Consider the following 25,559-nt stretch of genomic DNA (forward strand, 5'->3'; position numbering starts at 1 on the left):
GGCCATGCGCGTTCACCTCAGCAACTGCGGCTCCATCAGCCTGATGGATGCCCACAATTTTCGGGCACTCGATGTGCTGATCGACCCCCAGCCAGAGCCCCAGCTCGCGCAGGCCCTGACCCGCATCGGCACGCGCGACGGCGACAGCCATGTCTGGCTCTTCCCCCAGGTGCTGCGCTTTTTGGCCGGCCAGGCTGCAGACAGCGCATGGGACACGGGCTTTGCCGCCATGCTGGCCTATGCGCAGCAGCACGGCTGGGTCAACGGCCAAGGCCAGGTGCGCGCGCACATCACCTTGGCGGCGGAAGACCAGGTCGTCTCGGTTGCCGACTTCAAGGCCGCAATGCGCGCGCTGCCCGCCGGCATCAGCGCCGTGACCACCGGCCAGGGCAAGGATGTCGCCGGCATGATCGTCTCCAGCCTCACCTCCATCTCGGCCGAGCCGCCGATGGTCGGCTTTTTTGCACACAGCGCCTCGTCGATGGGCGATACCTTGCTGCAAACCGGCAAGTTTGTGGCCAATGTGCTGGGTGAGGAGCACAGCCAGATCATCGCCAGCTTTCTGAGCCAGCCGCAGGGCGAAGCCCGCTTCAAGGAAGGCCGCTGGCACAGCAGCGAACACCAGTTGCCCGTGCTGAGCGATGCGCTGGCGAGCATGGAATGCGACATCGTCTGCACCCACACCCTGGGCACGCACAAGCTGGTGGTCGGCAAGATCCGCAAGTCGTCGTGCAACAGCGCGAGCCCGGTGGTCAACTTCAACGCCAGCACCCACAAGCTGGTGCCCTTGGCGGCCTGATGCAGACCAGAAAGGCCCACGACATGGACTGGTTGCAATTGGACCAACGCATCTGCATCGTCACCGGCGGCGCCAAAGGCCTCGGCGCCGGCATCGTGCAAGCGCTGCTGGCCAGCGGCTGCCGTGTGGCCGTACTCGACCACGACAGCGATGCGCTGGCGCAGCTCGCCGCCACCCATCCCGATGCCAACCGCCTGCTGCCCATCCGCGCCGATGTCTCATCGCCCGCTGCGGTAGAGGCCGCCTTTCAAACGCTGCAGCAGCACTGGGGCGCCGGCCCCAGCGTGCTGGTCAACAACGCCGCCATCACCAGCGCCGCGCCGCTGGCCGAGCTGGACCCCGCTGTCTGGGAGCGCCAGCTGCAGATCAACCTGGGCGGCTACCTGCGCATGGGCCAGGCCTTCCACCGCCACTCCGACGCCAGCCTGCCGCGCGCGATCGTCAACATCGCCTCGATCTCCGCCCAGAATGCCCAACCGCTGAGCGGCGGCTACAGCATGAGCAAAGCTGGCATCCGCATGCTCACCGCCCAGATGTGCCTGGAATGGGGCCCCGCAGGCATCCGCTGCAACACCGTCAGCCCCGGCCTGTTTGTGACCCCGCTGAGCGAGCGCTTCTACCGCAACCCCGACGACCGCGCCCGCCGCGAGCAGGTGGTGCCGCTGCGCCGCATCGGCCAGATCGACGAGCTTGCCCAGGCGGTGGTCTTCCTCGCCAGCCCCCGGGCCAGCTATGTCCATGGTGCGGATCTGGTGGTTGACGGTGGTTTTAGCCATTCGCTGATGACGCATATTCCTCGGGCTTATGGGCAAGGGGAGTGGAGCGCTGGGAAGGCGCAGCCTGGATTGGAGCAAGCCACCAGTCCAGGTGTCAGCAACAGGTGATTCCGGTCAGGGCAGCGGGTCGCCCGCACCCACCCGGTCCACAATCAGGCGGTAGTGCTCAGGCCTGCGGTGCTTGGCGAAATTGAAGACGTGCTGGCGGAAATGTTCACCCAGCGAGAGATCGGCGCTGACGCAAATCACCTCATCCTCTTCCGTCAACGTGCGCGCCACGATCTCACCGGTGGGAGCAACGATCACAGAGCTGCCAATCATGTGGTGGCCATCTTCCGAACCGCATTTAGCGGCCGCCGCCACCCATATTCCATTCTGGTAGGCATTGGCCTGCAATGAAACCAAATGGGTGGTTGTGCGCAAATGCACCGGCTCATTCCAATGGATATTGAGCGACGGCGTGTTGTAGCCCAGCATGACCACCTCTGCACTTTGCAAAGCCATCACGCGGTAGGTCTCCGGCCAGCGGCGGTCGTTGCACAGGCACATGCCGTACTTCACGGATTCGGACTCGAACACCCTGAATCCCAGGTTGCCCACATCGAAGTACTTTTTCTCCAGATGCTGGAATGGCGCCTCCGGCTTGTGCTCCATATGGCCTGGCAAATGGATCTTTCGGTACTTGCCGGTGATTTCTCCCTTCCGGTTGACCAGTACCGCTGTGTTGTAGGGTCGCCCGTCTTCTGCCAATTCCGCATAGCCCAGATAGAAGCCCACGCCCAACTCACGGGCGGCATCAAACAGCGGCTGTACCTCCGCGTTGGGCATCTGCGCTTCGAAGAATCTCGCTTGTGCTTCCGCTTCTTCCATCCAGTAACGCGGGAAGAACGTCGTCAGTGCCAATTCAGGAAACACCACCATCTCAGCGCCACGGGCCTTGGCCTCGCGCAGCATGGCCACCAAGCGCCGGACCACGGCGCTCCGGCTATCGGACAAATGTACCGGCCCCATCTGGGCGACGGCCAAACCTAGTTTTCTCGTTGTCATTGCACGCACTCCTTTTGCGTTTTCTCTTGAGGCTCTGTTCGGCGAAGTACTTGCCCTGGGCGCGCACCTGTGGGTTGGTGACCATCCCACACCTGGCGGCCATTGACCCAAACTTGTTCGATCCCCTGGCTGGCCTGCACGGGCTCCTCAAAGGTGGCCTTGTCCGAAACACGTTCAGGATCGAATACCACCAAGTCGGCAAACCAGCCGGGGGCCAACCGCCCGCGTTGCGCCAGCCCGTATTGCTCTGCTGCCAGACCCGTCATGCGATGGATGCCTTCCTCCAGCGACAGCAATCCACATTCGCGCACCATGCGCCGCAGCACACGGGTAAAGGTGCCCCACTGGCGTGGATGGGGATGCGGATCGAAAGGCAGGCCATCGGATCCGACCATCGTGAGTGGGAACGCAAAGATGCGGTCCACATCGTCCTGGTCCATCAAGAAATAGATGGCCCCGGCCGGTGACAGCCGCGCCAGCAGCGCTTCATCGTCCAAGTCCCATTCCTTCTGCAGGTCGGCAAAGTCCCGCCCTTTCGCTTCAGGACAAGCGCTGGACCAGGTGATCATGGTGCGGCTTGCCAGGCGAACCCGGTCGAGTCGCAGCATGGTGGACGTGGCGGGATAAGGATGGCAGTCCACACAAACGGGCTGTTTGCTGCTGGCCTCCCGGATCAGCGCCAGCGTCTCCTCCGAACGACCGTGGTTGCGCTCCCCGGCCAGTTTGTGGTGGGAGAAAACCACGCGGCAGTCCGCCTCGCGTCCCACCGCCAATGCTTCTTGCATCGCGGGGACGATGTCATCCGCCTCATCCCGCAGATGGGTGGCATACACGGCCTGGCGGCCTCGCAGCGGCTGGCAGACCTCCAACAGTTCTCGTGTTGAGGCGTGGCGTGCTGGCGGGTAGAAGGTACCGGTCGAGATGCCGAAAGCGCCCTCATCCAGCGCTTCCGTCAGCAGGTCACGCATCTGCGCACATTCGTCATCGGTGGCTTCACGTTGGTGGTCGCCCATCACCTTGACGCGCAAGGTCGTATGGCCCACCAAAGGAATCACGTTCACTGCAGCCGGCTGCGCTTGCAAAGCCTGCATCCACTCCCCAAAACGCCCAAAGCGAAACAGCTCGGGAGGGCCCAGCAGGTCCAGCGGCTGCGGCAGGCTTTGTTGCACCAGCGGCGCGAGGCTGATGCCACAGTTGCCGGTGACCACGGTCGTAATACCTTGGGAGACTTTGGGCACCATGTCGGGATGCACCAACAAGTAGCCATCGTCGTGGGTATGTGAATCGATAAAGCCCGGTGCAATGGCCAGGCCCTGCAGGTCGATAACGGTATCACCGGCTTGGGCCTTTACCGCTCCCACCTGGGCAATCCGCTCCCCATCGACCGCAAGGTCTCCGCTGAACGCCCGTTGGCCAGTCCCGTCGATCACCATCGCATTCTTGAATATCAGCACGTTTGCCTTCTCTTTCAGGGGCTGATCAGTTCAGCTTCTCGATCTTGCTGGACTGGATGATGTCCGTCCATTTCTTCGTCTCGCGGGCAATCAGTTGCTTGAAATCTTCGGGCGTGCCCCCTACCGGCTGGGCGCCCAGGCTATTCAGGCTTTCCCGCACGTTGGATGTCTTCAACACCTTGTCCAGATCGGCCGCCAGCGCCTTGGCTTGCTCAGGTGTCATCTTGCGATTGCCCACCACGCCGCCCCATGAGACGATCTCGTAGCCCTTGACACCCGCCTCGTCCATCGTCGGCACATCGGGCAACTGGTCGATACGCTTGCCCAGTTGGGTGACCGCCAACGCACGGACCTTGCCCGACTTGATGAGCGGCACTGCTTCAGAGCTATTGATGAACATATAGTCCAGGCGCCCGCCCATCAGATCCTGCAAGGCAGCCGGCCCACCTTGGTAGGGAACAAAAACCGTGTTCAGCTTTTCCAGGTGGTTGAGCAGCTCACCACTCATGTGGCCAGTGGTGCCGACGCCCGATGCCCCGTAAGAAAGCTTGCCAGGGTTCTTGCGCGCTTCGGTCAGCAAATCCTTGACGGATTGGACACTTGACGCCACTGGAACAATCAGCACGTTGTAGAGGTTGAAGAGATGCGACACCGGGACCAGGTCCTTGTCTACGTCATAAGGCAAGGTGGAGAACAGCGCGCGGTTGACCGCGAGGGTGTTGATATTGCCGTAGCCCACGGTGAGCTCGTTGCCCCGGATCACCTGCACCATGCCGATATTGCCTGCTGCTCCAGGCTTGTTTTCTACAATCACGGGACGGTGGGCGTTCTGCGACCATTGGTTGGTGATGATGCGGCTCAGCACATCAGGGGAGCCGCCGGCAGCGGAGGGCACGACAAAGGTGATGGCTTGGCCAGCGTTACCCTGGGCATTGCTAGGGCCCGACTGCACAGCCCATAAAACAAGGGGCAACAGCAGGGCAAAACGGTTCAGAAGGCGGCGGTTCATGGCTTGGTTCTTTCATGGGTCTGAATATTGCTTGCAGCGTAAAGGACAAGCCGAACGCGCCCAAATTGAAAAATGTCGGTGCATTCACAAACAAAGTTATATCGACCAGGGGTTTACACCACATGCCAAGCCATTCGCCGGAAGCCAGCACGCCCGCCATCCGCGCCCGCGCACTCAACATGCGGCAGCTGGAGGTGTTCCACGCCATCATGACCACGGGCACCATCAGCGGTGCAGCCTTGGCCTTGCATGTTTCGCAGCCGGCCCTGAGCCGCGCGCTCGCACACTGCGAAGCCCGCCTGGGGTATTTGCTGTTTGAGCGGCAAGGAAGGCGGCTGCAGCCTACGCCTGAGGCCCAGCGCCTACATGAAGAGGCACGCGATCTGTACCGGGGGCTGGACCGCCTCAATACCCTGGCCCAGCGCATCGGTCAGGCGGGTGGGGCCACCTTGCACCTGGCCTGCAGCGCCACGTTTGCCAACACCTTGATTCCGCAGGCGCTGCAGCAACTGATGCGCTACAGCCCACAGTTGCGCGTCGACTTTCGCACCGCGACCTATGACGAATTGCCGGAGTATTTGCTGTCTGGGCAGGCCGATGTCGGCGTTTCCCTGGTGGAGTCCAACCATCCAGGCTTGAAATCCCGCTTGATCGGGCGCCAGCACCTGGTATGCGTACTTCCGCCACAGCATCCGCTTGCGGACAGGGCGCTGGTTGATCCCGTGGAGCTGTGCGAGACGGCATGGATCGGATACCCCCCAGACACCCCGCTGGGACGGCTTTGTGCCTCAGCGCTAACTATGGATATCAGCTCGGCGAGTATTCAGGTACGGTCGCCCGCCATTGCACTCAGCTGCGTTCAGACCGGCTTGGGGGCCGCCATCGTGGACGCTTCGTGCATCCCACCCATTCCCCGAGACGACATTGTCGTCAGGCCGTTGACGGCTGACGTGTACTCCGACATCTGGGCCATCACCTCCGCCCGGCAGCCTTGCGCGGCAGCAGGCCAGCAGTTCATCGACGCGCTGCATGCGGTACTCAGACAGCTGAGTGCCTCTGCACCTCAACCGCCCGCAGCCAGGAGGCCGGGCACTGCCTGAGGATTTTTTCAGGCCCCCGCGCCGGGATCGAAGGAGCGGCTCGGGGCTGGGCATCAAGAAAACGTTAAATCCAAGCCCATCGTTCGTACCAGGGTGAAAGTCAGCAGCCCCAGCAACATCAATGCCGCCATGAAAATGGCCGCCACCTTGCCACCAGCGCGCAGCACCGCGCGCGGGTTGCCGCCTTTTTTGCCCTGGTCGTAATGCCACTTGATGGCAAAGAACATGCAGGTGCTGAACATGCCCAGCTTGAAGATCACGAAGACTACGGGGATCCAATCGATCATTTTGCGAATTTCCAGCCAATGACTTGGCACTGTCCGGGCCTCTGCGAAGCAAGAGGCCACCACGCCAGCGATTGCCATACCAGCATGGGCCGCTGCACGTTCTGGTGCATATTACGCAAAAGCAATTTCCATACATGCGGACAAATTGTCCCAGGGACCGTTTGCAGTACCCTCGCCCAATGGGATGGATGCGGAACGCCGAGACCGCATTCAGACCGGGGCGGTGCGTATTGCAGAGGATTCCAGCCGTCCATACATCCATACATTCGCAGAGCAAAACCATGCAAGAAGACGATACCCTCCGCTGGCTGCCGCGACTGGCTGCGCGTGGCGGGCCGCGCTTTTTGCAGATTGCCGATGCCTTGCAGAGCGCCGTGGCCGATGGGCTGTTGAAACCCGGGGACCGGCTGCCGCCGCAGCGCCACCTGGCAGCCTTGCTGGATGTGGACCTGACCACCATCACCCGTGCTTACGACGAGGCCAGGCGCCGCCATCTGCTTGAAGGGCGTGGTGCCCGGGGTACCTATGTGGCGGCCCCCAAGGTTGAACTGACGGCGGTGCTCGACCTGGGCATGAACACCCCGCCGCCGCCGGCGGGGCTGGACTTTGACGACCTGTTGAAACAAGGCCTGTCGCAGGTCTTGATGGGGGCAGATTCGGCGCTGTTGATGACCTACCACCTGGGCGGCGGCAGTGATGTGGACCGCCAGGCCGGCGCCCAGTGGCTCCAGCCGATGTTCGGGCCGCTCGATGCCGAGCAACTGGTCGTCTGCCCCGGCGCGCAGGCGGCGATCGCTGCGTCCATCCTGGCGCTGACCGAGCCCGGCGACGTGATCCTGGCCGAGCCCGTGGGTTACCCGGGTCTGCGCTCGGCTGCAACGCAGTTGGGCCGGCAGCTCGTCGCCGTGCCCGCTGACCAGCATGGCATGCTGCCCGATAGCCTGGAACAGGCCTGCCGCCAGCACCAGCCGGCCCTGCTCTACCTCAATCCCACGTTGCAGAACCCCACCGCCATCACGATGCCGCTGGCCCGGCGCCAGGCGCTGCTTGCCGTCGTGCAGCGCTGCAAGGTGCGCATCGTTGAAGACGATCCCTACTGGCTGCTGGCCGAGGCGCCACCGCCGCCGCTGGCACGCCTGGCACCAGAGCAGGTGCTCTATATCTCCACCCTGTCCAAATGCCTGAGCCCTGGGCTGCGCGTGGCCTTTGTGCTGGTGCGCGATCCTGTGCTGCGCGAGCGCTTCCAGACCGCCCTGCGCTCCTTTGCGCTGATGGTCTCGCCGCTGTCGGCCGCGCTGGCCACACAGTGGATCCTGGGCGGCTCGGCCTACGGGCTGATGGAGGGCGTGCGCAAGGAAGCCCGCCTGCGCCACCGCATGGCGCGCGATCTTCTCGCCGGCCGCTACAGCGGCGCGGGCGATGGCCTGCACGTCTGGCTGGAACTGCCCGGGTATTGGAGCGCTTCCCAGCTCGCGCAAGCGGCGCACAGCGAGGGCATCGCCATCACCCCGGCAGAGGCCTTCGCCACCGATCCAACCGGCACCCCCACGGTCCATGCCATACGCATCTCACTGGGCAGCATCAAAGACAGGAGCCGCCTGCAGGCCGGGCTGCAGCGCCTGTCGCAGCTGCTGGCACGGCGGCCGGATGCATTCAGCACGGCGGTGGTTTGACGACCTATCTATTGACATCCCATGAAGCTACGCCCCGCCGATGCCAGCGATATCTCCAGGCTGTTTGACAGCCACCGGCTCGCCGTTCAACGGATCCATCAGCTGGGCCAGCGCCCTCGGTAAATCGCCTCTGCACTGCCAACGCTATAATCCGCCCGTCGAAAAAGGCAGACTTGGTTTGGTAAGCCCAAGTCCTTCCGCACGGAAGCGCTGACTCTGCCCGCGCATGGGTCCCCGCGACGAACTTGCACCGCATCTCCATGCGGCCATCGGTTCGTCCCAGGGGTTCTCAAGACAAAGAATCACTCCGGCCGAACGGTCAACCGAGCGAGGACATGTCCATGCCTACGATCCCCCATTACGACGTCATCATTGTTGGCGCAGGCCCCGTGGGTCTGCTGCTCAGCTGCGAGCTGCGGCTCGCCCATTGCTCCGTGCTGGTGCTGGAGCAGGCTCCCGATCCGCACGCCGCCCTCAAGCAGGCACCCTTTGGCATTCGCGGCCTCAATATCCCCTCGCTGGAGGCGCTGCAGCGCCGGGGCTTGCTGGATGCCGTTACCGCGCCCGTGCACAGCGACAGCGCCCTTGCTGCATCGCGCCCCCACTGGATGCAGCATGCGCGCCGGCCCGGCGGGCACTTTGCGGGCATGCAGTTCTTCCAGGACCAGATCGACACCGCCGCCTGGCCCTACCGCCTGCCCAGCCGCGCCAGCGAAAGCATGCCCACGACGATGGAGCGCCTCGAATCGGTGCTGGCGCAGCGTGCGGCAGAACTGGGCGTCGAAGTGCGCCGAGGGGTGCGCGTGACCGATATGGCGCAGTGGCCCGACGGCGTGCAGGTGCAAGCCGGTGGTGCGCAGCTGCAAGGCCACTGGCTGGTCGGCTGCGATGGTGGCCGCAGCCTGGTCCGCAAAGCCGCCGGTTTTGACTTTGCCGGCACCGGGCCCGAGTTCACCGGTTACTCGGTAGAAGCTACGCTGGACAACACCACCGGCCTCAGGCCCGGCCGCCATTACACGGATACGGGCATGTACACCTTCCAGCCGCCCGGCACCATCGCGATGGTCGATTTTGATGACGGCGCGTTCCACGGCAGCACCCCCATCACCGCCGAGCATGTGCAAACGGTGCTGCGCCGGATCAGCGGCACGGATGTCCGGGTCCCATCGCTGCAACTCGCATCCACCTGGACCGACCGTGCCCGCCAGGCCACCCGCTACCGCCAGGGCCGCGTGCTGCTGGCGGGAGATGCCGCCCATATCCACTCGCCGTTGGGCGGTCAGGGCCTCAACCTCGGCATCGGCGATGCGATGAACCTGGGCTGGAAGCTTGCCGCCACCGTCCGTGGCGGTGCGCCAGCAGGCTTGCTGGACAGCTATACCGCCGAGCGCCACCCCGTTGGCGCCCAGGTGCTGGACTGGTCCCGCGCCCAGGTCGCTCTGATGCGCCCCAGCCCCGCCACACGCGCCCTTGCCGATATCGTGCGCGACCTGATCGCCACCCGCGATGGCGCCACCTATTTCGCCGACCGCGTCTGGGGCGCCACCCTGCGCTATAACCTGGGCGACCCCCACCCCTTGGTCGGCCGCAGCGCGCCAGACTTTGCACTGGCCGATGGCTCGACCCTTGCGAGCCATCTGCAGACTGGTCAAGGGCTACTGCTGGACTTGGATACCGCTGCACCTTTGCGTGGCCTGGCGATGGGATGGCAAGGCCGGCTCCGCTATATCGCCAGCCCTGCCGCTGATGAACTGGGGTTGACATCGCTGCTGGTCCGCCCGGACGGTATTGTGGCCTGGGTGGCTGACGGTGTGGCGCAGTCGGAACCAGCCGCAGCAGCTATCCAGCGCTGGTTTGGCACTACCCCATAGCGCTACTGCACTGGCTGTGAGCCGGACCTCAATCCGGCTCCGGCCAGAACATCTTTCTGACCTTGTCGTTAAAGTAAGGCAGCATCAAGGTCAACCCACCCAAGGCATTGGCCAGAAAGTCCAGCACCTGGGCCCAGGACGACTCCACCGACAGCCAGTTGTTGCCGACGATGAACAGCAAGCCGCAGGCGGTCGTGACCAGGTTGAGCGCAGGCGCCCAGGGGCGAAAGCGCATGCAACCATAAAAGCCGGCGGTCCAACCCACGATGATCAGGCACAGCAGCACCACCATCTCCCCCTCCAGCGCCATCGGGTCCCGCAGCGGGTGTTGTGAGGACAGCAGCTCGGTGCGGAAATCCATGCGGATCGACAGCACCAACAGGAGGACGGTGGCGATGACGAGCAGGCGGTAGCGGTTTTGGGTCATGGGGTTCCAGCCAATAGAGCAGGTTGGCCCGGGCCTCAGGCGGAGGGCGCATTCAACACCGCTTCATACTGCAGCAGATCCGCTGGCGAGAAGCAGCAGAAGACCACCTCTGCGATGGAGGTCTGTGGCGACAGGCTTTCCCGAACCGTGCGTACAGCCACTTGGGCAGCCAACGCCAACGGATAGCCATAAATGCCCGTGCTGATGCTTGGAAAAGCGATGGAAGTCACCGACTTTTCTTCGGCCAGTGCCATACAACGGCGGTAGCAAGCGGCCAGCAGCTCCGGCTCGCCATGGTCCCCGCCGCGCCACACGGGCCCCACCGTGTGGATGATGTAGTCCGCATGCAGCCGGTAGGCCTGGGTCAGCTTGGCGTCTCCCGTTTTGCAGCCGCCCAGCAGCCGGCATTCGTGCACCAGCTCCGGGCCTGCTGCACGGTGGATGGCGCCATCCACCCCGCCGCCGCCCAGCAGCGATGAGTTGGCGGCGTTCACCACCGCTCCCACATGGAGCTGGGTGATATCGGATTGGACGGCGTGCAGACGTGTGGACATGGGCGTGCAGTTCAAAGGGGGAAAATCAACGGCCTGGCAAAGGACAGAAGGCCCTGCAACAGAACAAGCCTCCTTTATAGCAATAGGCGGGGGCAGGCTGGCGCTTCGTGCCAGCGCGTGTCCCGGATCAGCGAGAAGCCATGCCCGGCACCATGCTGGCGGCCGCTATCCACGCCCCATACGCAGTAGAATGGCCCGCACTTGTTGCAAAGAAGCCGGTGACAATCCGGCACGGTCGCGCCACTGTATCGCTGCCGCAGGCCCTGGGCTCGCCCCAGGTCTGCGCTGCCAAGTCAGACCTTTGTGCCAAGCCACCCCCTGAACCAGCTCCCGCCGGCATCCGCCCGCTGGTTTGCCTAGGACGCGTTTTTCCTGGAGTTCCGATGCAGACACCTGCCCCCAGCCGCCGCTTGGCGCTGCCCCTTCCTCCTGCGCTTTGGCGCACCGGCCTGGCCCTGCCGCTGGCTCTGCGCTGCGGCCGCTAGGCCATCCACGCGCCCCTTTTTTGTTCCAGACTGCCGCGCGCACCACGCCCACCGGCCCCGCCCCAGGCTTGCCCGGCAGCCCGCCCCCCTTTCCTTGGAGACCTCCCCATGCGCACCAGCCAGAAGATCCCTGCCACCATCGTCACCGGCTTTCTCGGCAGCGGCAAAACCACCTTGCTGCGCCACATCCTGTCCAACGCCAATGGCCGCCGCATCGCGGTGATCGTCAACGAGTTCGGCGAGCTGGGCATCGATGGCGAGATTCTGCGCGGCTGCGGCATTGGCTGCGATGACGACGGCACCGAGCAGGCCGGCCAGCTCTATGAACTGGCCAATGGCTGCATGTGCTGCACCGTGCAGGAAGAGTTCTACCCCGTGATGCGCAAGCTCATCGAGCGCCGTGGCGATATCGACCACATCCTCATCGAGACCAGCGGCCTGGCACTGCCCAAGCCGCTGGTGCAGGCCTTCAACTGGCCCGAGATCAAGAATGCCTGCACCGTCGACGCGGTGATCACCGTCGTCGATGTGCCCGCCGCCGCAGCCGGCCAGTTTGCCGCCAACCCCGCTGCGGTCGATCTGCAGCGCAAGCAGGACCCCAACCTCGACCACGAATCGCCGCTGCACGAGCTGTTCGAAGACCAGCTCATCTCCGCCGACCTGGTGGTGCTGAGCAAGCTCGACCAGGCCAGCGCCGCTGACCGCGCGGCCGTCGAGGCGCTGGTGCGCGAAGACATTCCGCCTGCCGTCAAGATCGTTGCCGCCGACCATGGCCGCATTGACCTGGATGTGGTGCTGGGCCTGTCCAGCGCGTCCGAGGAAAGCATCGAATCGCGCAAGGGCCACCATGAGCACGAAGCCGGCCATGTGCATGACGAGCACGACCATGACGATTTCGACTCCGTCGTCGTGCAGCTGGGCGAGGTGGACCGCGAAGCACTGCTGGCCCAGCTGGCCGAGGTGGTTGCCGGGCAGACCGTCTACCGCATCAAGGGTTTTGTGGCCCTGCCCGGCAAGCCGATGCGCCTGGTGGTGCATGGCGTGGGCAAGCGCTTTGACAGCTACTTTGACCGCCCCTGGCGCGCCGATGAAAAGCGTGGCAGCCACCTGGTCTTCATCGGCCATAACCTGGACGAGGCCGCGATCCGCGCCCAGCTCGCCGCCAGCCCGGTCGGAGCGCGCTGATGCATTTGCTCGCGGTCCAGCCCGGTGGTTTTGTCGACGACGAGGCCTTTGTCTCCAGCCTGGGACAGAGCCCGGCCGACATCGTGGTCCTGAGCGCCGCAGACACCACCCTGGCCCTGCTCGCGCAAGCGTACGCGCAGCTGCGGGCCGGCATGGATGGCGAGCAACTGCCCAGCGTGCGGCTGGCCAATCTGATGTACCTGCGCCAGCCCGCATCGGTCGATCTGTATGCCGATGAGGTGCTGCAGCATGCCAAAGTCATCATCATCGACCACCTCGGCGGCGAGAGTTACTGGCCCTATGGCACCGAGCGGGTCATGTCGCTGTGCCGCGCCCACAAGATTGCGCTGGCCATGTTCTCGGGCGACAGCAGCGAGGACCTGAACCTGCTGCAAAAAAGCACGGTGCCGCAGCAAGACTGCCGCACCTTGTGGCGCTACCTGCGCGAAGGCGGCCTGGCCAATGCGCGTGAGCTGTTCCGTTTTGTCTGGCACGGCCTGCTGGGCGGCCCGCATGCGGCGCTGCCCCCGCGCCCCTTGCCAGCGGTGGCTGTGTACCACCCCAGCAGCGACGAGGCCACGGTCGCCACCTGGCAGCAGCCAGGCCCGCTGCAGTGGCAGCCCGGCGCGCCGATGGTCATGGTGCTGTTCTACAAGGCGCATCTGCAGTCGGGCAACACCCAGGTGTTTGCCGACCTGTGCCAAGCCTTGCTCGCCCAAGGCATGAACCCGCTGCCGCTGGCCCTGCAATCGCTCAAGGATGCCGGCTGCCTGGCGGCCTTGCAGGCGCTGTGCGCCAGCGAAGAGGTCGCGCTGATCCTCAACACCACCGCCTTCTCGCAGGCCTCGCTCGATACACCGGGCGACCATGCACTGGCCGGCGATATCCCCGTGCTGCAGCTGATCCTGTCGGGCAGCAACGAGCAGACCTGGCTGGACAGCACCCATGGCCTGCAGCCGCGCGACATTGCGATGCATGTGGCAATGCCCGAGGTCGATGGCCGCATCATCACGCGGGCCATCAGCTTCAAGGGCCTGTCGCACCGCAGCGATCTGACGCAATCGGACGTGGTGCAGTACCAGGCCCACCCCGAGCGCATGGGCTTTGTGGTGGAACTGGCCCAGCGCTGGTGCCAGCTGCGCCGCAAGCCCAATGCCGACAAGCGCCTGGCCCTGGTGCTGGCCAACTACCCCAGCAGCGAAGGCCGTATCGGCAATGGCGTGGGGCTGGATACCCCCGCCTCCGTGATCGAAATCCTGCGCGCGCTGGCGGCCGATGGCTATGCCGTCGATGCCATGCCCGCCGACAGCCAGGCGCTGATGGACTTGCTGCAGCAAGGCATCACCAACGCGCCCGATTCCTGGGCCACGCGCGCCGCCTGGCAAAGCCTGAGCCTGGACGACTACCTGCAGTACTTCAGCACCCTGCCAGCGGCCAACCAGCAGGCCATCACCGAGCGCTGGGGCGCGCCTGCGCAAGACCCGATGCTGCGCGAAGGCCGCTTTATGGTGTCCGGCCTGCGCCTGGGCCAGATCTTTGTCGGCGTGCAGCCTGCGCGCGGCTACCAGCTCGATGCGCTGGCCGCCTACCACGACCCCGACCTGGTGCCACCGCACTACTACCTGGCCTTCTACCACTGGCTGCGCAGCCAGTGGCAGGCTGATGCGATGGTGCATGTGGGCAAGCACGGCAACCTCGAATGGCTGCCCGGCAAGAGCGTGGCACTGTCGGCCAACTGCTGGCCCGATCTGGTGCTGGGCCCCCTGCCCCACCTCTACCCCTTTATCGTCAACGACCCCGGCGAAGGCACGCAGGCCAAGCGCCGTGCGCAGGCCGTGATCATTGACCACCTGATGCCGCCGCTCACCCGTGCCGAGAGCTATGGGCCCACGCGCGATCTGGAGCGCATGGTGGACGAGTACTACGAGGCTGCCACCCTCGACCACAAGCGCGCGCAAATCCTGCGCCAGCAGATCCTCGCCCACATCGTGCAGCATGACCTGCACCAGGACCTGGGCCTGCAGGCCCCCGGCAGCGAAGAGGAAGAGCAGCAGCTGCTCAACCGCACCGATGCCTACCTCTGCGAGCTCAAGGAAAGCCAGATCCGCGACGGTCTGCATATCTTCGGCGTCTCGCCCGCTGGCCGGCTGGAGACCGACACCCTGCTCGCCTTGGCCCGCCACCCGGTAGGCGGTGGCAAGGGCGCGAACCAAAGCCTGGTGCGCGCACTGGCCCGCGACCTGGGCCTGGACTTTGACCCACTCGATGCCGACTGGGCCGCTGCCTGGACCGGCCCGCGCCCTGCCCTGCTTCAAGACCTTCAAGATCTGCATGAGCAGCCCTGGCGCCACCACGGCGACACACGCGAGCGCCTGGAGCTGCTGGCCTTGCAGATCCTGGCCCCCGACGCGGCCCTGCCGCCCGCACTGGCCGAGCTGGCCGACGGCCACACCCAGGCCGTGCTGCGCCGGGTGCAGCAGGATCTGCGCCCGCGCCTGGCCGCCTGCGGCCCGCAAGAGCTGCAGCAGCTGCTGCGCGGCCTGGCGGGGCGCTTTGTGCCCGCCGGCCCCAGCGGCGCGCCCACACGCGGCCGGCCCGATGTGCTGCCCACCGGCCGCAATTTCTTCTCGGTCGATACCCGGGCCATCCCCACGCAAACCAGCTGGGGCATGGGCTTCAAATCTGCGCAATTGCTGGTCGAGCGCTATACCCAGGAGCATGGCGAATACCCCGTCACCATCGGCCTGTCGGTGTGGGGCACGGCCACCATGCGCACTGGTGGCGACGATATCTCGCAGGCCTTTGCGCTGATGGGCGTGCGCCCCACCTGGGCCGATGGCAGCTGGCGGGTCAGCGATTTTGAAGTGCTGCCGCTGCATGTGCTGGGCCGCCCCCGGGTGGATGTGACCTTGCGCGTCTCGGGCTTTTTCCGGGATGCGTTCAGCAATGTGATTCGCCTGTTTGACGCCGCCGTGCAAAAAGTGGCGGCGCTGGAGGATGAAGACGCCACGCAGAACCCGATCCGCGCCCGCGTGCTGGCCGAGGCCGCACAGCTGCAGCAGCAGGGGCTGGATGCCAAAGAGGCGCGCCACCAGGCGGGCCTGCGCGTGTTTGGCGCCAAGCCCGGCAGCTATGGCGCCGGCCTGCAGGGCCTGATCGACAGCGGGCAATGGCAAAGCGATGAAGACCTGGCCACCGCCTACCGCAACTGGGGCGCCTATGCCTACGGCCAGCACGACGAAGGCAGCCAGGTGCCCGAGACCTTTGTGCGCCGCCTGTCCGAGATGCAGCTGGTGCTGCACAACCAGGACAACCGCGAGCACGATGTGCTCGACTCCGGCGACTACTACCAGTTCCAGGGCGGCATGGCCGCTGCCGTGCGCCACTACAGCGGCCAGCAACCGGCCATGTACTTTGGCGACCACAGCAACCCCGAATCGCCGCGCATGCGCAGCCTGCAAGAAGAGATCAGCCGCGTGGTGCGCTCGCGTGCCACCAACCCCAAGTGGATCGAGGGCGTGCAGCGCCATGGCTACAAGGGCGCGTTCGAGATCGCCGCAACGGTGGACTACCTCTTCGCGTTCGATGCCACCGCCCGTGTGGTGCGCGATGACCAATACGCCCGCGTCACCGATGCCTTTGTCGCCGATGACACGACGCGCGCCTTCATGCAGCAGCACAATCCGCAGGCCTTCCACGGCATGTGTGAACGCCTGCTTGAAGCCATACAGCGCGGCCTATGGCAAGAGCCCGGCGACTACCCCCAATTGCTGGAGACCCATTTGCTCGACACCGAACACCTGCTGGAGATGCGATGAGCGCCCCCACCGATCTCCATTTTCCGTTCAGCGCCATTGAGGGCCAGGCCGCGCTGCAGCAGGCCCTGCTGCTGCTGGCGGTCGATCCGCAACTGGGCGGCGTGCTGGTCGAAGGCCCACGCGGCACCGCCAAATCCACCAGCGCCCGCGCGCTGGCCGAGCTGCTGCCCAGCGGCCATTTTGTGAACCTGCCGCTGGGCACCACGGAAGAACAACTGCAAGGCGCGCTGGATCTGGAAGCTGCGCTGCAGTCCTCAGCCGTGCAGTTCCGCCCCGGCCTGCTGGCCCAGGCGCACCAGGGCATTTTGTATGTGGACGAGGTCAACCTGCTGCCCGATGGCCTGGTGGACTTGTTGCTCGATGTCAGCGCCAGCGGCACCAACCGCATCGAGCGCGATGGCGTCTCGCACCAGCATGCCGCGCGCATTGCGCTGATCGGCACGATGAACCCCGAAGAAGGCCAGCTGCGCCCGCAGCTGCTGGACCGCTTTGGCCTGTTTGTGCGCCTGCCCAATGTGCCCGATGTGGACACGCGCAAGCGCATTGTGCGCACCCGCATGGCCTTTGATGCAGACCCGGCCCGGTTCTGCGCCCAGCATGCGCAGGCACAAGCCCAGTTGCGCGCGCAGATTGCGGCCGCACGCACACAGTTGCCCCATGTCGTCTGGCCCGATGCCGTGTTTGATGCCGTCGCACAGCTGTGCCAGCAATCCGGAGCCGAAGGCGTGCGTGCCGACCTGGTGATGCTGCGCGCAGCCTGCGCCCAGGCAGCGCTGGCGGGCCATGCCGAGGTGAGTCTGGCCGATGTGCAGGCCGTGGCCGAGTTGGCACTGGCCCACCGCCGCAGTGCCGATGCGGCGCAGCCGCCATCGCCCACCGGCCAGGCCAACGACCCCAACGGTCAACCAGCCCAACAGCAGCCGCAGCCGCAACGGCAACAGCCCAACCAGGCACCAGCCAGCAATACGGACGCCGCCAGCAGCAGTAACAACGCCCACCACAGCCAGCCCGATGGCTGGGGCGGCATGGCCGCGCCGCGCCACACCGGTATCGAGCCCGTCAAGGCCCTGCGGCCCTTTACCGCAAAAAAAGCCTGACGCGCCCCAGCCTGGCCGGACAGGCCAAGCTGGGGCGCGCGCAGAGCACGCAGCGTGCCGGCCGCCTGCTGGCAACGGCCAGCCAGCGCATTGACTGGCCCCGCAGCCTGGCCGCCAAAGGCCAGGCGCCATTGGCGCGCCCGCACCTGCGCTACCGCAAGCAACCCGCCGGTGCGCAGCTGCTGCACTGCGTGCTGCTCGACACCTCCGCCTCCATGCTGCGCGGTCAGCAGCTCGCCCGCGCCAAGGGCTACCTGCAGGCCATTGCCGCGCAGGCCTACCGCCAGCGCGACCAGCTCTGCGTGCTGGGCTTTAGCGGCGACAGCGCCTATGTGATCCAGGCAGGGGCCAAGGCGCAGGCCTTTAACGACGGCTGGATCCGCCCGATTGCGGGCGGCGGCGGCAGCCCGCTGGCCAGTGCCATCAGCCTGCTGGAGCGCCTGCTGCAGCACGCCCGCCGCCAAGGCCCCGTGCATGCCTGCGTCTGGCTGCTCAGCGATGGCCGCTTTGCCCAGGTGCCCGAGCGCCCCAGCTGCGCCGAGCAGATCACCGTCGTCGGCTTTGACCAGGGCGGCCTGCCCTTGCAGCTGAGCCAACGCCTGGCAGCGCGCTGGCACGCGGATTGGATACCGGCCTGAGCCAGTGCCTTGCGCCACTGCAGCATCTTATTGACCGCACAAATCCTCTTACTGCATGCAAATGGAGAACGGACGCTCACCCTGCTGTAGGTTCTCCGTGCGTTTTGAATTTCTCTCACCGAAGTTTGAACTCGGAGTGCTCTGGGCTCACCCAGAGGGCGTACCGGGGCGACTTTCAGCCTGTCGCAGCCCGTGAGGTTGCAGCGAGGTTGCTGCTGCGCTTGGTCAATTTGAAGGTGGGATGGCTGCTATCGGCCAGAAGCGGGCTGTCAACCAGTTCGCTAAAAGCAGACGCTGAATCATTAATTGTCCAGCGTTGAATAAGGCCGACAGCAATCCAAAGCATTTGCATTGGCCTTTACTTTCTTCAGTTCGCAAGCACCGTTAGCTGTGCAACAAGTTCCTTCAGTTCAGACCTCTCGTTTCCTTCTTCCTCATACAGCGAGCGCTGGATGATCTGTTCGGCAGTCATACGCGGCCAGAACTTGTCGATAACGTCGTCTGGCTTCATCCCAACTGCGTTGCCTATAATTTTCTTGGCATCACATGTGTCGGTGAATGCAACATGCAGACCAGCTTCAGCAAAAATTAGGTCCGGACAGAGGTAGTTTTCGATCTCCCGTTTTCGAGTCGAGTAAAAGGCTCGCCCTTTTAATTCAACCTCCTGCTGACGTTTCTTGATTGACTTCACTTGACTCGGATCGCCACCTATATCGGAGTCGAGGAACACGCACCATGGCAGTCCGAGATCTTCGGCGAGGTTTAGTGTCACCCAATGTTTCACGCTGCCGCAACCACCAATCAGAATTGGGACGATCCCTACGTCCTCGAAGTTGGACTCTAGATGGCCGGCTTCCTTCAGCGCTCTTGCTGTATGGCGCAGGAAAGTCACATCGGACTTGCCTTCAACCAGCACGACTCCCTTTGCCCGCTCCATACCAGTTTCTGGAAGTACGCCAAGACTCTCTGCAGCTTCCTTGAGTACGTCGGCATGCGGCATCTTGACGATTGGGATGCCGCGTTGGTCTTTGCTGACATATCGAATACCTTCTGTCGGCATCAAGCCGGCCAGGGCAGGCACATGTGTCGTTACTATGATTTGCCGATTGGGCTGGTTGGCAAGCGTCAGGAGTGCCCGCATCAGCATCATCTGGTAGTTAGGGTGCTGAGAGGTTTCCGGCTCTTCGATAGCATAGATCACATTGCGCTGTGAACCGACTACCGCCTTCTCCGCTTCGGCACGGAAAAAGTTCAGCAGAATCAAGCGACGCACGCCGCTGCCGCGTTTATTGATCGGGATGCCATTCTCACCATCGAGGGTGAAACTGAAGGTCCATTTGGGCTTTTCCTTGAAACGCGGTGTAAGTTCACTGGCCAGTTCCGGTGCCATTTCTCGTAGCTTCTCGAGGGTTCGTGAGGCTACATCCAGCACACTGGCTTCGACCTGCTGCTCTAGAGCGTTGATCTGTGCTTGCAACGCAGTCTGAGCTTCCTTCACCGCCTGCTGCAGTGGGTTCTTCGCTTCGGTATCACCATCACTGCTTTCCCGATCTGCTTTGAAAAGAGCGAAGGTAGGTAGCAGTTCCTGAACCTTCCCCCAAATGGACTTGCTATCTGTCGAAAGCCCTTTTTCCACATCCAGCAAAGTCTCCTGGACGGCCATCGGTGCGGCGGAATTTCGAATAGCCTGTCTCCAGAGCGAGGCAACTCTTTTGTCCGCAACAGCATCAACCACCCCTCTTTGCTCACCTAACTTTTTCAGTTCAGGCATCTTTAAGCTGAGTAGCGTACTCAGCACTTGATCGGAAGGATGCTGGCAACGAATTGCGGTGCGCTCCAGTTTCCCGCTAGTGGCCTTGAAGGTCTTGACAATCTCCAATGCACCTTCTGCATTGAGCAGATATTCCTGAGACAGGGAGGTTTCCGCGTTGTCATCAAGCACTATCGCTTCGGGCAGCTCGTCAAATTCACAGGCGATCTCGAATTGCTCTGCGCCTTCTAGCAGGCTAAAGCAATTAATGTCGTTCTTGTCCGCTTTAACTCCCTCGGTTTCGAAAAAGATAGAGAGGGCTTCGAGGATGGTTGACTTTCCATAGTCATTGCGACCAACGATTCCGGTCATGGCCTCGTCGATAGGAATAACGGTGGTGTCGCGATAACCACGAAAATGGGTAAGCTTTGCCGACTTCAAACGCATGGGGTCTCCTTATCAACATCTAACCAAAATGACACATTTTTTAACAAATAGCATAATGGCATAGGTAGAAATCAGAAGCAACCTCCCGCTTTTGGCGCGACGGCTACAGCAAGCCGTGGCATCGGCGCGTTGATTCTTGAACGTCTGCTTTTGTTCACTGCTACGTCCGAATTGGGTCGCGAGCCGCCATCGGAACGAGCTCGGCCAGCCAGGTAGGATCTTTACGCAAGCTGCCATCGACCAGTCCGTTCGTAGCACACGCTTGGATTGGCCTGTAGGACGTTTGCAAGAGTGTGAGAATGGCTGGATCAACCGTTATCACTGATTCTGCAAATGTCCTTGATCGACTAGGACACGAATTTGCAAGAGCAATGAGATCCTAGAGCTGGATGGCGCCGAAGCAAGGATGGCGCCCCGTTGCCGCCCTGCCCGGCACCCTTCTACGAGTAGGGAGATGCCCCGCTTAGTTGCCCCAAAGCAACATACATACGCAGGCCACAAGTAGGTATTCACACTGGATCGCCGCTTTTTAGGCCGCCAGCGGCACTGAATGTGTAGGACAAGCCCCGCTTTTAAATACAATTCGTTCTCATTCCTAACACCAATCCCCTGGCTAACCTCGCTGCGGCGCCTCTGACTGGCGCCGTTGTGCTGTGCCCGCCTCGTTTTTTGCTGCCTTCACCATGTCCGCATTCACCAGCACCTCGCGCAAGCCATCGGGCCCCCGTCCAGCCCTGAGCCAGATAACAGCAGCCGTCCTGATCAGCCTGGCGCCCGCTGCCAGCGTGCTGGCCCAAACGGCAGATGTTGCGGCTGCAGCGCCTGCCGATGACGAGCCGGTGGCAGAGAGCACCTTGGAAACCATCCAGGTCTCCGGCGATCTGCTGGGCAGCGGTCTGCAAAACCAGCTCAAGACCTTTGCGGGGGCACGCACCATCGTCGACAAGGATGTGATCGAGAACAGCGGCGCCGCCAGCATTGGCGATGTGATGCGCCGCATCCCCGGCGTGCAGAGCAGCGACAACTCCGGCACCGCAGGCAGCGCGGTGTCGCTCAATATCGGCGTGCGTGGCTTGACCGGCCGCTACTCGCCCCGCTCTACCGTGCTGCTCGATGGCGTGCCGCTGGCTGTGGCGCCCTACGGCCAACCCCAGCTGTCGTTTGCGCCGGTGAGCCTGGCCAATATCGAATCCATCGATGTGGTGCGCAGCGGCGGCGCCGTGCGCTATGGCCCGCAAAACGTGGGCGGCATCATCAACTTCAACACCCGCGCCATCCCCACCAGCAAGGACATCACTGGCGATGTGACCCTGCGCTACAACGGCTTTGGCAAGGGGGGAGAGAACAACACGCTCTACAGCACCTTCCTGGGCTCGCAGCTGGACAACGGCCTGGGCTGGGCGCTGCTGTACTCGGGCATGACCGGCTCCGAATGGCGCAAGGACAGCGATGAGCGCCTGAACGATGTGGCGCTCAAGTTCCGCTATGCGCTGTCGGGCACCTCCGAGGTCTACGGCAAGCTGTCTTACTACGATGTGCGCTCCAACACGCCTGGCGGCCTGACGGTGGCCCAGTACAACGCCAACCCCTTCCAAAACACCCGCCCCACCGACATGTGGGATGGCGAGCGGAAGGGCCTGGACCTGGGCTATATCAACACCTTGTCGGACACGCAGGAGTTCGAGATCCGCGCCTACTACAACGACAGCTCGCGCTCCAGCCGCCTGATCAATGCCGCACAGACCCAGATCAACTACCAGCCGCGCAACTACCAGACCCTGGGCATCGAGCCGCGCTACACCCAGCGTTTTGCGCTGGGCAGCAGCACGCATGATGTGACCGTGGGCTACCGCTTCATCCGCGAGCGCGGTGACGACAACAGCAGCCTGCTGAACCTTGCCACCGGCGTGATGGGTGCCACTACCTCGTTCGACAATGCCACCGATGCCCATGCCGGCTACATCGATGACCGCATCGCGATCGGCGCCTGGCGCATCACCCCGGGCGTGCGCTTTGAGCACATCCAATCCGAGCGCGATGACCGCAGCGGCGCGCAAAGCTTTGACACGCGCAACAACAAGTGGCTGCCCTCAGTCAGCGTGTCCTACCTGGTCAACCCGGCCCTCACGCTGTTTGCCAACTACACCACCTCGTTCGGCCCGGTGCAGAACATCCAGCTGAACTCGCAAACCGCCGCCAACCCGCTGCGCCCCGAAGTGGCCAAGACCAAGGAAATCGGTGCCCGCTGGCAAGACAAGCAGTGGCGCGCCGAAGCCACGGTGTTTGACCTGCGCTTTGACAACCAGATCCTGCAGACGCCGGGCGTCGTGCCCGTCACCTTTGCCAATATCGGCGCCACCAAGCACCAGGGGCTGGAGCTGGCACTGGAATACCGCTTTGACAAGGCCGGCGCGCTGGCAGGCACCACCGTCTACGGCAACTACACCTATACCAAGGCGATCCAGCAATCCGGCACCACCGCTGGCCTGGACGTGCCTTTCTACGCACGCAATACCGACACCGTCGGCGCCCGCTATGAGCGCGATGCCTGGGGCTTCAACCTGTCGACCACGCACCAGAGCAAGCAGTACGCGGACCTGGCCAACACCGAGGCCGAATCGGCCAATGCCAATGTGGGCCGCATCCCCGGCTTCCGCCTGTGGAACGCCCAGGTCAGCTGGAAGGTGCCGCAGTACAAGGGCAGCGAAATCATGGTCGGCGTGAACAACATCGCCGACCACCGCTACTACACCCGCAATGTCGACGGCAACCCCGGCCGCATGGTCGGCGCGCCGCGCACCTTCTACGTCCAGGGCCGCTACGCGTTCTGATCCACCCATTACCGGCCTTGGCATGACAAGACCCGCACTCGCCCGATGCGGGTCTTTTTGCCGATGGCCCCGCCTGTTTTGTGACCCTCTGATGTCCCTCTCTCGCACCTCCGCCCGCTCCGTTTCCACCCACCCGCTGAGCTGCCTCAGCGCCATCCCGCTGGCGATCCCGCTGGCCATCGCCGCCTGGCCTGCAGCCGCCCAAACCGCGCCGGGCGCCGCCGCGCCCGATGCCGCCGCCCCCGCCCCGGCCGCCGAAGCCGTGCTGCCCCAGGTCATCGTGCAAGAAAAGGCGCAGGAAGTGGGCTACCAGCCCAAGCGCGCCACCGCCACCCGCAGCGATGCCGCGCTGCGCGATGTGCCCCAGGCCATTGCCGTGGTGCCCGCCCAGGTGCTGCAGGACCAGCAGGTGCGCTCCATCGACGAGGCGCTCTACAACGTCAGCGGCATCACCCAGGCCAACACCCTGGGCGGCACGCAGGATGCGGTGATCAAGCGCGGCTTTGGCTTCAACCGCGATGGCTCCATCCTGCGCGATGGCATCCGCACCGTGCTGGCCCGCAACCTCACCTTCACGACCGAGCGGGTCGAGGTGCTCAAGGGCCCCAGCTCGGTGCTCTACGGCACCATGGACCCGGGCGGCGTGATCAACATGGTCACCAAAAAGCCCCAGCTCAGCTTTGCCGGCCAGGTGGGCGCCTCGCTGTCGAGCTACGGCGGCGGCGGTGCCTCGGTCGATCTGACCGGCCCCCTCGGCGAGCAAGGCCTGGCCTACCGCTTCATCGCTGATACCAGCGATGTCGACTACTGGCGCAACTTCGGCAAGAACCGCCAGACGGTCATCGCCCCGTCGCTGGCCTGGTATGGGCGCGACACCTATGTGCGCATGTCCTACGAGCACACCGACTACGAGCAGCCCTTTGACCGGGGCACCGTGATCGACAGCCGCACCGGCCGCCCGGTGGCCACCGGCCGCCGCGAGCGCTTTGACGAGGCCTACAACCGCACCCTGGGCGATTCGGACTTCTTCACCGTGCAGGCCCAGCACCGCCTGAACACGCAGTGGAAGCTCAATGCCGCCTACAGCTACAACCGCAACGGCTATGACGACTACCAGGCCCGGCCGGTATCGCTCAACCCCACGACCGGCATCCTCACGCGCCGGCCCGATGGCACGCGCGGCGCACTCAGCCAGCAGCATGTGGGCCAGATCAACCTCGAAGGCCAACTGCAGGCGGGCGGCATGGCGCACGAGATCCTCGCTGGCCTGGACGCCGAAGACAGCAATATCTTCCGCCGCGACATCATCCGGGGCAGCAACAGCGGCGGCTTCAATGTCTACGATCCGGTCTACGGCAACCTGCCCAACGCCACCTCGATCGACGAAGCGCAAAGCGCCCAGAGCGACAAGATCCGCCAGCAGGCGCTGTTCGCGCAGGATTCGATCCGCCTGTCGCCGCAGTGGCTGCTGCAGCTGGCCGGGCGCTGGCAGCACTATGACCAGATAGCCGGCAAGGGCCGGCCCTTTGTGGTGGGCAGCGAATCGGATGGCAGCAAGTTTGTGCCGCGCGCCGGCCTGGTCTGGCAGCCCAGTAGCGAATGGTCCATCTACGGCAGCTACAGCGAATCCTTCAAGCCGCAAAGCAGCATTGGCAATGTCATTGGCACCTTGCCGCCCGAGACCGCCAAGGCCTGGGAGCTGGGCACCAAGTGGGAGTCGCCTGCCGGCATCACCGCCACTGCGGCGCTCTACGACATCCGCAAGCGCAACGTGGTGATCAGCGAGACCATCGACGGCCAAAGCTATGCCCGCGCCGTCGGCGGTGCCCGCTCACGCGGCCTGGAGCTCGATGCCGCCGGCCGCCTGGGCAAGCAGTGGCAGTTGATCGGCACCTATGCCTATACCGATGCCGCCGTCACCGACGACCCGCAATACCAGGACAACCGCCTGGCCAATGTGGCCCGCCACACTGCCTCGCTCTTTGCCGCCTATGATTTTGCCGCCAGCAGCAGTGGCCGCTGGCGTGCCGGCGCCGGCCTGCGCCATGTGGGCCGCCGCGCGGGCGATGCGGCCAACAGCTTCAACAACGCCGGCTACACGGTGGCCGACAGCTTTGTGAGCTGGGAGCGCCCCTGGAGCGGCCGCATCGTCAAGCTGCAGCTCAACATCAAGAACCTGTTCGACAAGAACTATGTCAGCTCCTCGGGCAGCCCCATCTATGTGTCACTCGGCGAGCGCCGCCAGGCCCTGCTGCGCGCGGTCGTCGATTTCTGATCCATCGCCGACAATCAGCAGCTATTGATAACAAAG

Annotated in this window: 18 protein-coding genes; 11 read left to right on the top strand and 7 right to left on the bottom strand. The window is 64.0% G+C overall.

Annotation, left to right across the window (positions count from 1 at the left end; genetic code table 11):
* Nucleotides 1-4 precede the first annotated feature (4 nt).
* Nucleotides 5-799, top strand: a complete 795-nt coding sequence (locus ACHWUQ_RS19110) for a flavin reductase family protein (protein WP_312525043.1) — start codon at nt 5-7, stop codon at nt 797-799.
* Nucleotides 799-1,683, top strand: coding sequence for an SDR family NAD(P)-dependent oxidoreductase (locus ACHWUQ_RS19115; protein WP_394682085.1), 885 nt, complete (start codon nt 799-801; stop codon nt 1,681-1,683). The genes ACHWUQ_RS19110 and ACHWUQ_RS19115 overlap by 1 nt, the downstream gene beginning before the upstream one ends.
* 6 nt (nt 1,684-1,689) lie before the next feature.
* Here ACHWUQ_RS19115 and ACHWUQ_RS19120 read toward each other — a convergent pair whose 3' ends face one another.
* The 3 genes from ACHWUQ_RS19120 to ACHWUQ_RS19130 are packed head-to-tail and all read right to left on the bottom strand — an operon-like array spanning nt 1,690 to nt 5,085.
* Nucleotides 1,690-2,622: an N-carbamoyl-D-amino-acid hydrolase gene (locus tag ACHWUQ_RS19120; protein WP_394682086.1), complete on the bottom strand. Its 933-nt coding sequence runs from the start codon at nt 2,620-2,622 to the stop codon at nt 1,690-1,692.
* Nucleotides 2,619-4,055, bottom strand: a complete 1,437-nt coding sequence (locus tag ACHWUQ_RS19125; RefSeq protein WP_394682087.1) for an amidohydrolase family protein — start codon at nt 4,053-4,055, stop codon at nt 2,619-2,621. The genes ACHWUQ_RS19120 and ACHWUQ_RS19125 overlap by 4 nt, the downstream gene beginning before the upstream one ends.
* A 46-nt stretch (nt 4,056-4,101) precedes the next feature.
* Complete coding sequence (locus tag ACHWUQ_RS19130; protein WP_394682088.1) at nt 4,102-5,085, bottom strand: Bug family tripartite tricarboxylate transporter substrate binding protein; 984 nt, start codon at nt 5,083-5,085, stop codon at nt 4,102-4,104.
* Nucleotides 5,086-5,099: 14 nt separating this feature from the next.
* Between ACHWUQ_RS19130 and ACHWUQ_RS19135 the strand changes: the two genes are divergently transcribed.
* Entirely contained in the window at nt 5,100-6,185 is a 1,086-nt protein-coding gene (locus ACHWUQ_RS19135; RefSeq protein WP_394682089.1) for a LysR family transcriptional regulator, read from the top strand.
* Nucleotides 6,186-6,238: 53 nt separating this feature from the next.
* Here ACHWUQ_RS19135 and ACHWUQ_RS19140 read toward each other — a convergent pair whose 3' ends face one another.
* Nucleotides 6,239-6,472, bottom strand: a complete 234-nt coding sequence (locus ACHWUQ_RS19140; RefSeq protein ID WP_239812669.1) for a hypothetical protein — start codon at nt 6,470-6,472, stop codon at nt 6,239-6,241.
* Nucleotides 6,473-6,753: 281 nt separating this feature from the next.
* Between ACHWUQ_RS19140 and ACHWUQ_RS19145 the strand changes: the two genes are divergently transcribed.
* The gene (locus ACHWUQ_RS19145; RefSeq protein ID WP_394682090.1) at nt 6,754-8,145 is read left to right on the top strand and encodes a PLP-dependent aminotransferase family protein; all 1,392 of its coding nucleotides are present in this window, start codon (nt 6,754-6,756) and stop codon (nt 8,143-8,145) included.
* 341 nt (nt 8,146-8,486) lie between these two features.
* Nucleotides 8,487-10,016, top strand: coding sequence for an FAD-dependent monooxygenase (locus ACHWUQ_RS19150; RefSeq protein WP_394682091.1), 1,530 nt, complete (start codon nt 8,487-8,489; stop codon nt 10,014-10,016).
* A gap of 28 nt (nt 10,017-10,044) precedes the next feature.
* Here ACHWUQ_RS19150 and ACHWUQ_RS19155 read toward each other — a convergent pair whose 3' ends face one another.
* Together ACHWUQ_RS19155 and ACHWUQ_RS19160 are read right to left on the bottom strand one after the other, a co-directional pair.
* A complete protein-coding gene (locus ACHWUQ_RS19155) occupies nt 10,045-10,443 on the bottom strand; it encodes a hypothetical protein (protein ID WP_239811526.1) in 399 nt (132 codons plus the stop codon).
* A gap of 35 nt (nt 10,444-10,478) precedes the next feature.
* Nucleotides 10,479-10,997, bottom strand: coding sequence for an O-acetyl-ADP-ribose deacetylase (locus ACHWUQ_RS19160; protein WP_312409452.1), 519 nt, complete (start codon nt 10,995-10,997; stop codon nt 10,479-10,481).
* Between the two features lie 593 nt (nt 10,998-11,590).
* Between ACHWUQ_RS19160 and cobW the strand changes: the two genes are divergently transcribed.
* The 4 genes from cobW to ACHWUQ_RS19180 all read left to right on the top strand — a co-directional run bounded on the left by cobW (nt 11,591) and on the right by ACHWUQ_RS19180 (nt 18,220).
* Nucleotides 11,591-12,667, top strand: a complete 1,077-nt coding sequence (gene cobW, locus ACHWUQ_RS19165) for a cobalamin biosynthesis protein CobW (RefSeq protein ID WP_394682092.1) — start codon at nt 11,591-11,593, stop codon at nt 12,665-12,667.
* The gene (gene cobN / locus ACHWUQ_RS19170) at nt 12,667-16,485 is read left to right on the top strand and encodes a cobaltochelatase subunit CobN (protein ID WP_394682093.1); all 3,819 of its coding nucleotides are present in this window, start codon (nt 12,667-12,669) and stop codon (nt 16,483-16,485) included. The genes cobW and cobN overlap by 1 nt, the downstream gene beginning before the upstream one ends.
* Entirely contained in the window at nt 16,482-17,582 is a 1,101-nt protein-coding gene (locus ACHWUQ_RS19175; RefSeq protein ID WP_394682094.1) for an ATP-binding protein, read from the top strand. Before cobN ends, ACHWUQ_RS19175 begins: the two co-directional genes overlap by 4 nt.
* A gap of 131 nt (nt 17,583-17,713) precedes the next feature.
* Nucleotides 17,714-18,220, top strand: a complete 507-nt coding sequence (locus ACHWUQ_RS19180; RefSeq protein WP_394682095.1) for a VWA domain-containing protein — start codon at nt 17,714-17,716, stop codon at nt 18,218-18,220.
* Nucleotides 18,221-18,587: 367 nt separating this feature from the next.
* Here ACHWUQ_RS19180 and ACHWUQ_RS19185 read toward each other — a convergent pair whose 3' ends face one another.
* Complete coding sequence (locus ACHWUQ_RS19185; RefSeq protein WP_394682096.1) at nt 18,588-20,417, bottom strand: AAA family ATPase; 1,830 nt, start codon at nt 20,415-20,417, stop codon at nt 18,588-18,590.
* Nucleotides 20,418-21,100: 683 nt separating this feature from the next.
* Here ACHWUQ_RS19185 and ACHWUQ_RS19190 point away from each other — a divergent pair.
* A complete protein-coding gene (locus tag ACHWUQ_RS19190; RefSeq protein ID WP_394682097.1) occupies nt 21,101-23,248 on the top strand; it encodes a TonB-dependent receptor family protein in 2,148 nt (715 codons plus the stop codon).
* A 91-nt stretch (nt 23,249-23,339) separates the two neighbouring features.
* Complete coding sequence (locus ACHWUQ_RS19195; RefSeq protein WP_394682098.1) at nt 23,340-25,523, top strand: TonB-dependent siderophore receptor; 2,184 nt, start codon at nt 23,340-23,342, stop codon at nt 25,521-25,523.
* The last annotated feature ends 36 nt before the right edge of the window (nt 25,524-25,559 follow it).

Source organism: uncultured Comamonas sp., assembly GCF_964277875.1.
In the GTDB taxonomy this organism is placed as follows: domain Bacteria; phylum Pseudomonadota; class Gammaproteobacteria; order Burkholderiales; family Burkholderiaceae_C; genus Comamonas; species Comamonas sediminis.

Excerpts from the sequence above, each read along its gene's own strand:
- ACHWUQ_RS19110 (WP_312525043.1), top strand. The coding sequence starts at position 5 with ATGCGCGTTCACCTCAGCAACTGCGGCTCCATCAGCCTGATGGATGCC.
- ACHWUQ_RS19115 (WP_394682085.1), top strand. The coding sequence starts at position 799 with ATGCAGACCAGAAAGGCCCACGACATGGACTGGTTGCAATTGGACCAA.
- ACHWUQ_RS19120 (WP_394682086.1), bottom strand. The coding sequence starts at position 2,622 with ATGACAACGAGAAAACTAGGTTTGGCCGTCGCCCAGATGGGGCCGGTA.
- ACHWUQ_RS19125 (WP_394682087.1), bottom strand. The coding sequence starts at position 4,055 with ATGGTGATCGACGGGACTGGCCAACGGGCGTTCAGCGGAGACCTTGCG.
- ACHWUQ_RS19130 (WP_394682088.1), bottom strand. The coding sequence starts at position 5,085 with ATGAACCGCCGCCTTCTGAACCGTTTTGCCCTGCTGTTGCCCCTTGTT.
- ACHWUQ_RS19135 (WP_394682089.1), top strand. The coding sequence starts at position 5,100 with ATGGGTCTGAATATTGCTTGCAGCGTAAAGGACAAGCCGAACGCGCCC.
- ACHWUQ_RS19140 (WP_239812669.1), bottom strand. The coding sequence starts at position 6,472 with ATGATCGATTGGATCCCCGTAGTCTTCGTGATCTTCAAGCTGGGCATG.
- ACHWUQ_RS19145 (WP_394682090.1), top strand. The coding sequence starts at position 6,754 with ATGCAAGAAGACGATACCCTCCGCTGGCTGCCGCGACTGGCTGCGCGT.
- ACHWUQ_RS19150 (WP_394682091.1), top strand. The coding sequence starts at position 8,487 with ATGCCTACGATCCCCCATTACGACGTCATCATTGTTGGCGCAGGCCCC.
- ACHWUQ_RS19155 (WP_239811526.1), bottom strand. The coding sequence starts at position 10,443 with ATGACCCAAAACCGCTACCGCCTGCTCGTCATCGCCACCGTCCTCCTG.
- ACHWUQ_RS19160 (WP_312409452.1), bottom strand. The coding sequence starts at position 10,997 with ATGTCCACACGTCTGCACGCCGTCCAATCCGATATCACCCAGCTCCAT.
- cobW (WP_394682092.1), top strand. The coding sequence starts at position 11,591 with ATGCGCACCAGCCAGAAGATCCCTGCCACCATCGTCACCGGCTTTCTC.
- cobN (WP_394682093.1), top strand. The coding sequence starts at position 12,667 with ATGCATTTGCTCGCGGTCCAGCCCGGTGGTTTTGTCGACGACGAGGCC.
- ACHWUQ_RS19175 (WP_394682094.1), top strand. The coding sequence starts at position 16,482 with ATGAGCGCCCCCACCGATCTCCATTTTCCGTTCAGCGCCATTGAGGGC.
- ACHWUQ_RS19185 (WP_394682096.1), bottom strand. The coding sequence starts at position 20,417 with ATGCGTTTGAAGTCGGCAAAGCTTACCCATTTTCGTGGTTATCGCGAC.
- ACHWUQ_RS19190 (WP_394682097.1), top strand. The coding sequence starts at position 21,101 with ATGTCCGCATTCACCAGCACCTCGCGCAAGCCATCGGGCCCCCGTCCA.
- ACHWUQ_RS19195 (WP_394682098.1), top strand. The coding sequence starts at position 23,340 with ATGTCCCTCTCTCGCACCTCCGCCCGCTCCGTTTCCACCCACCCGCTG.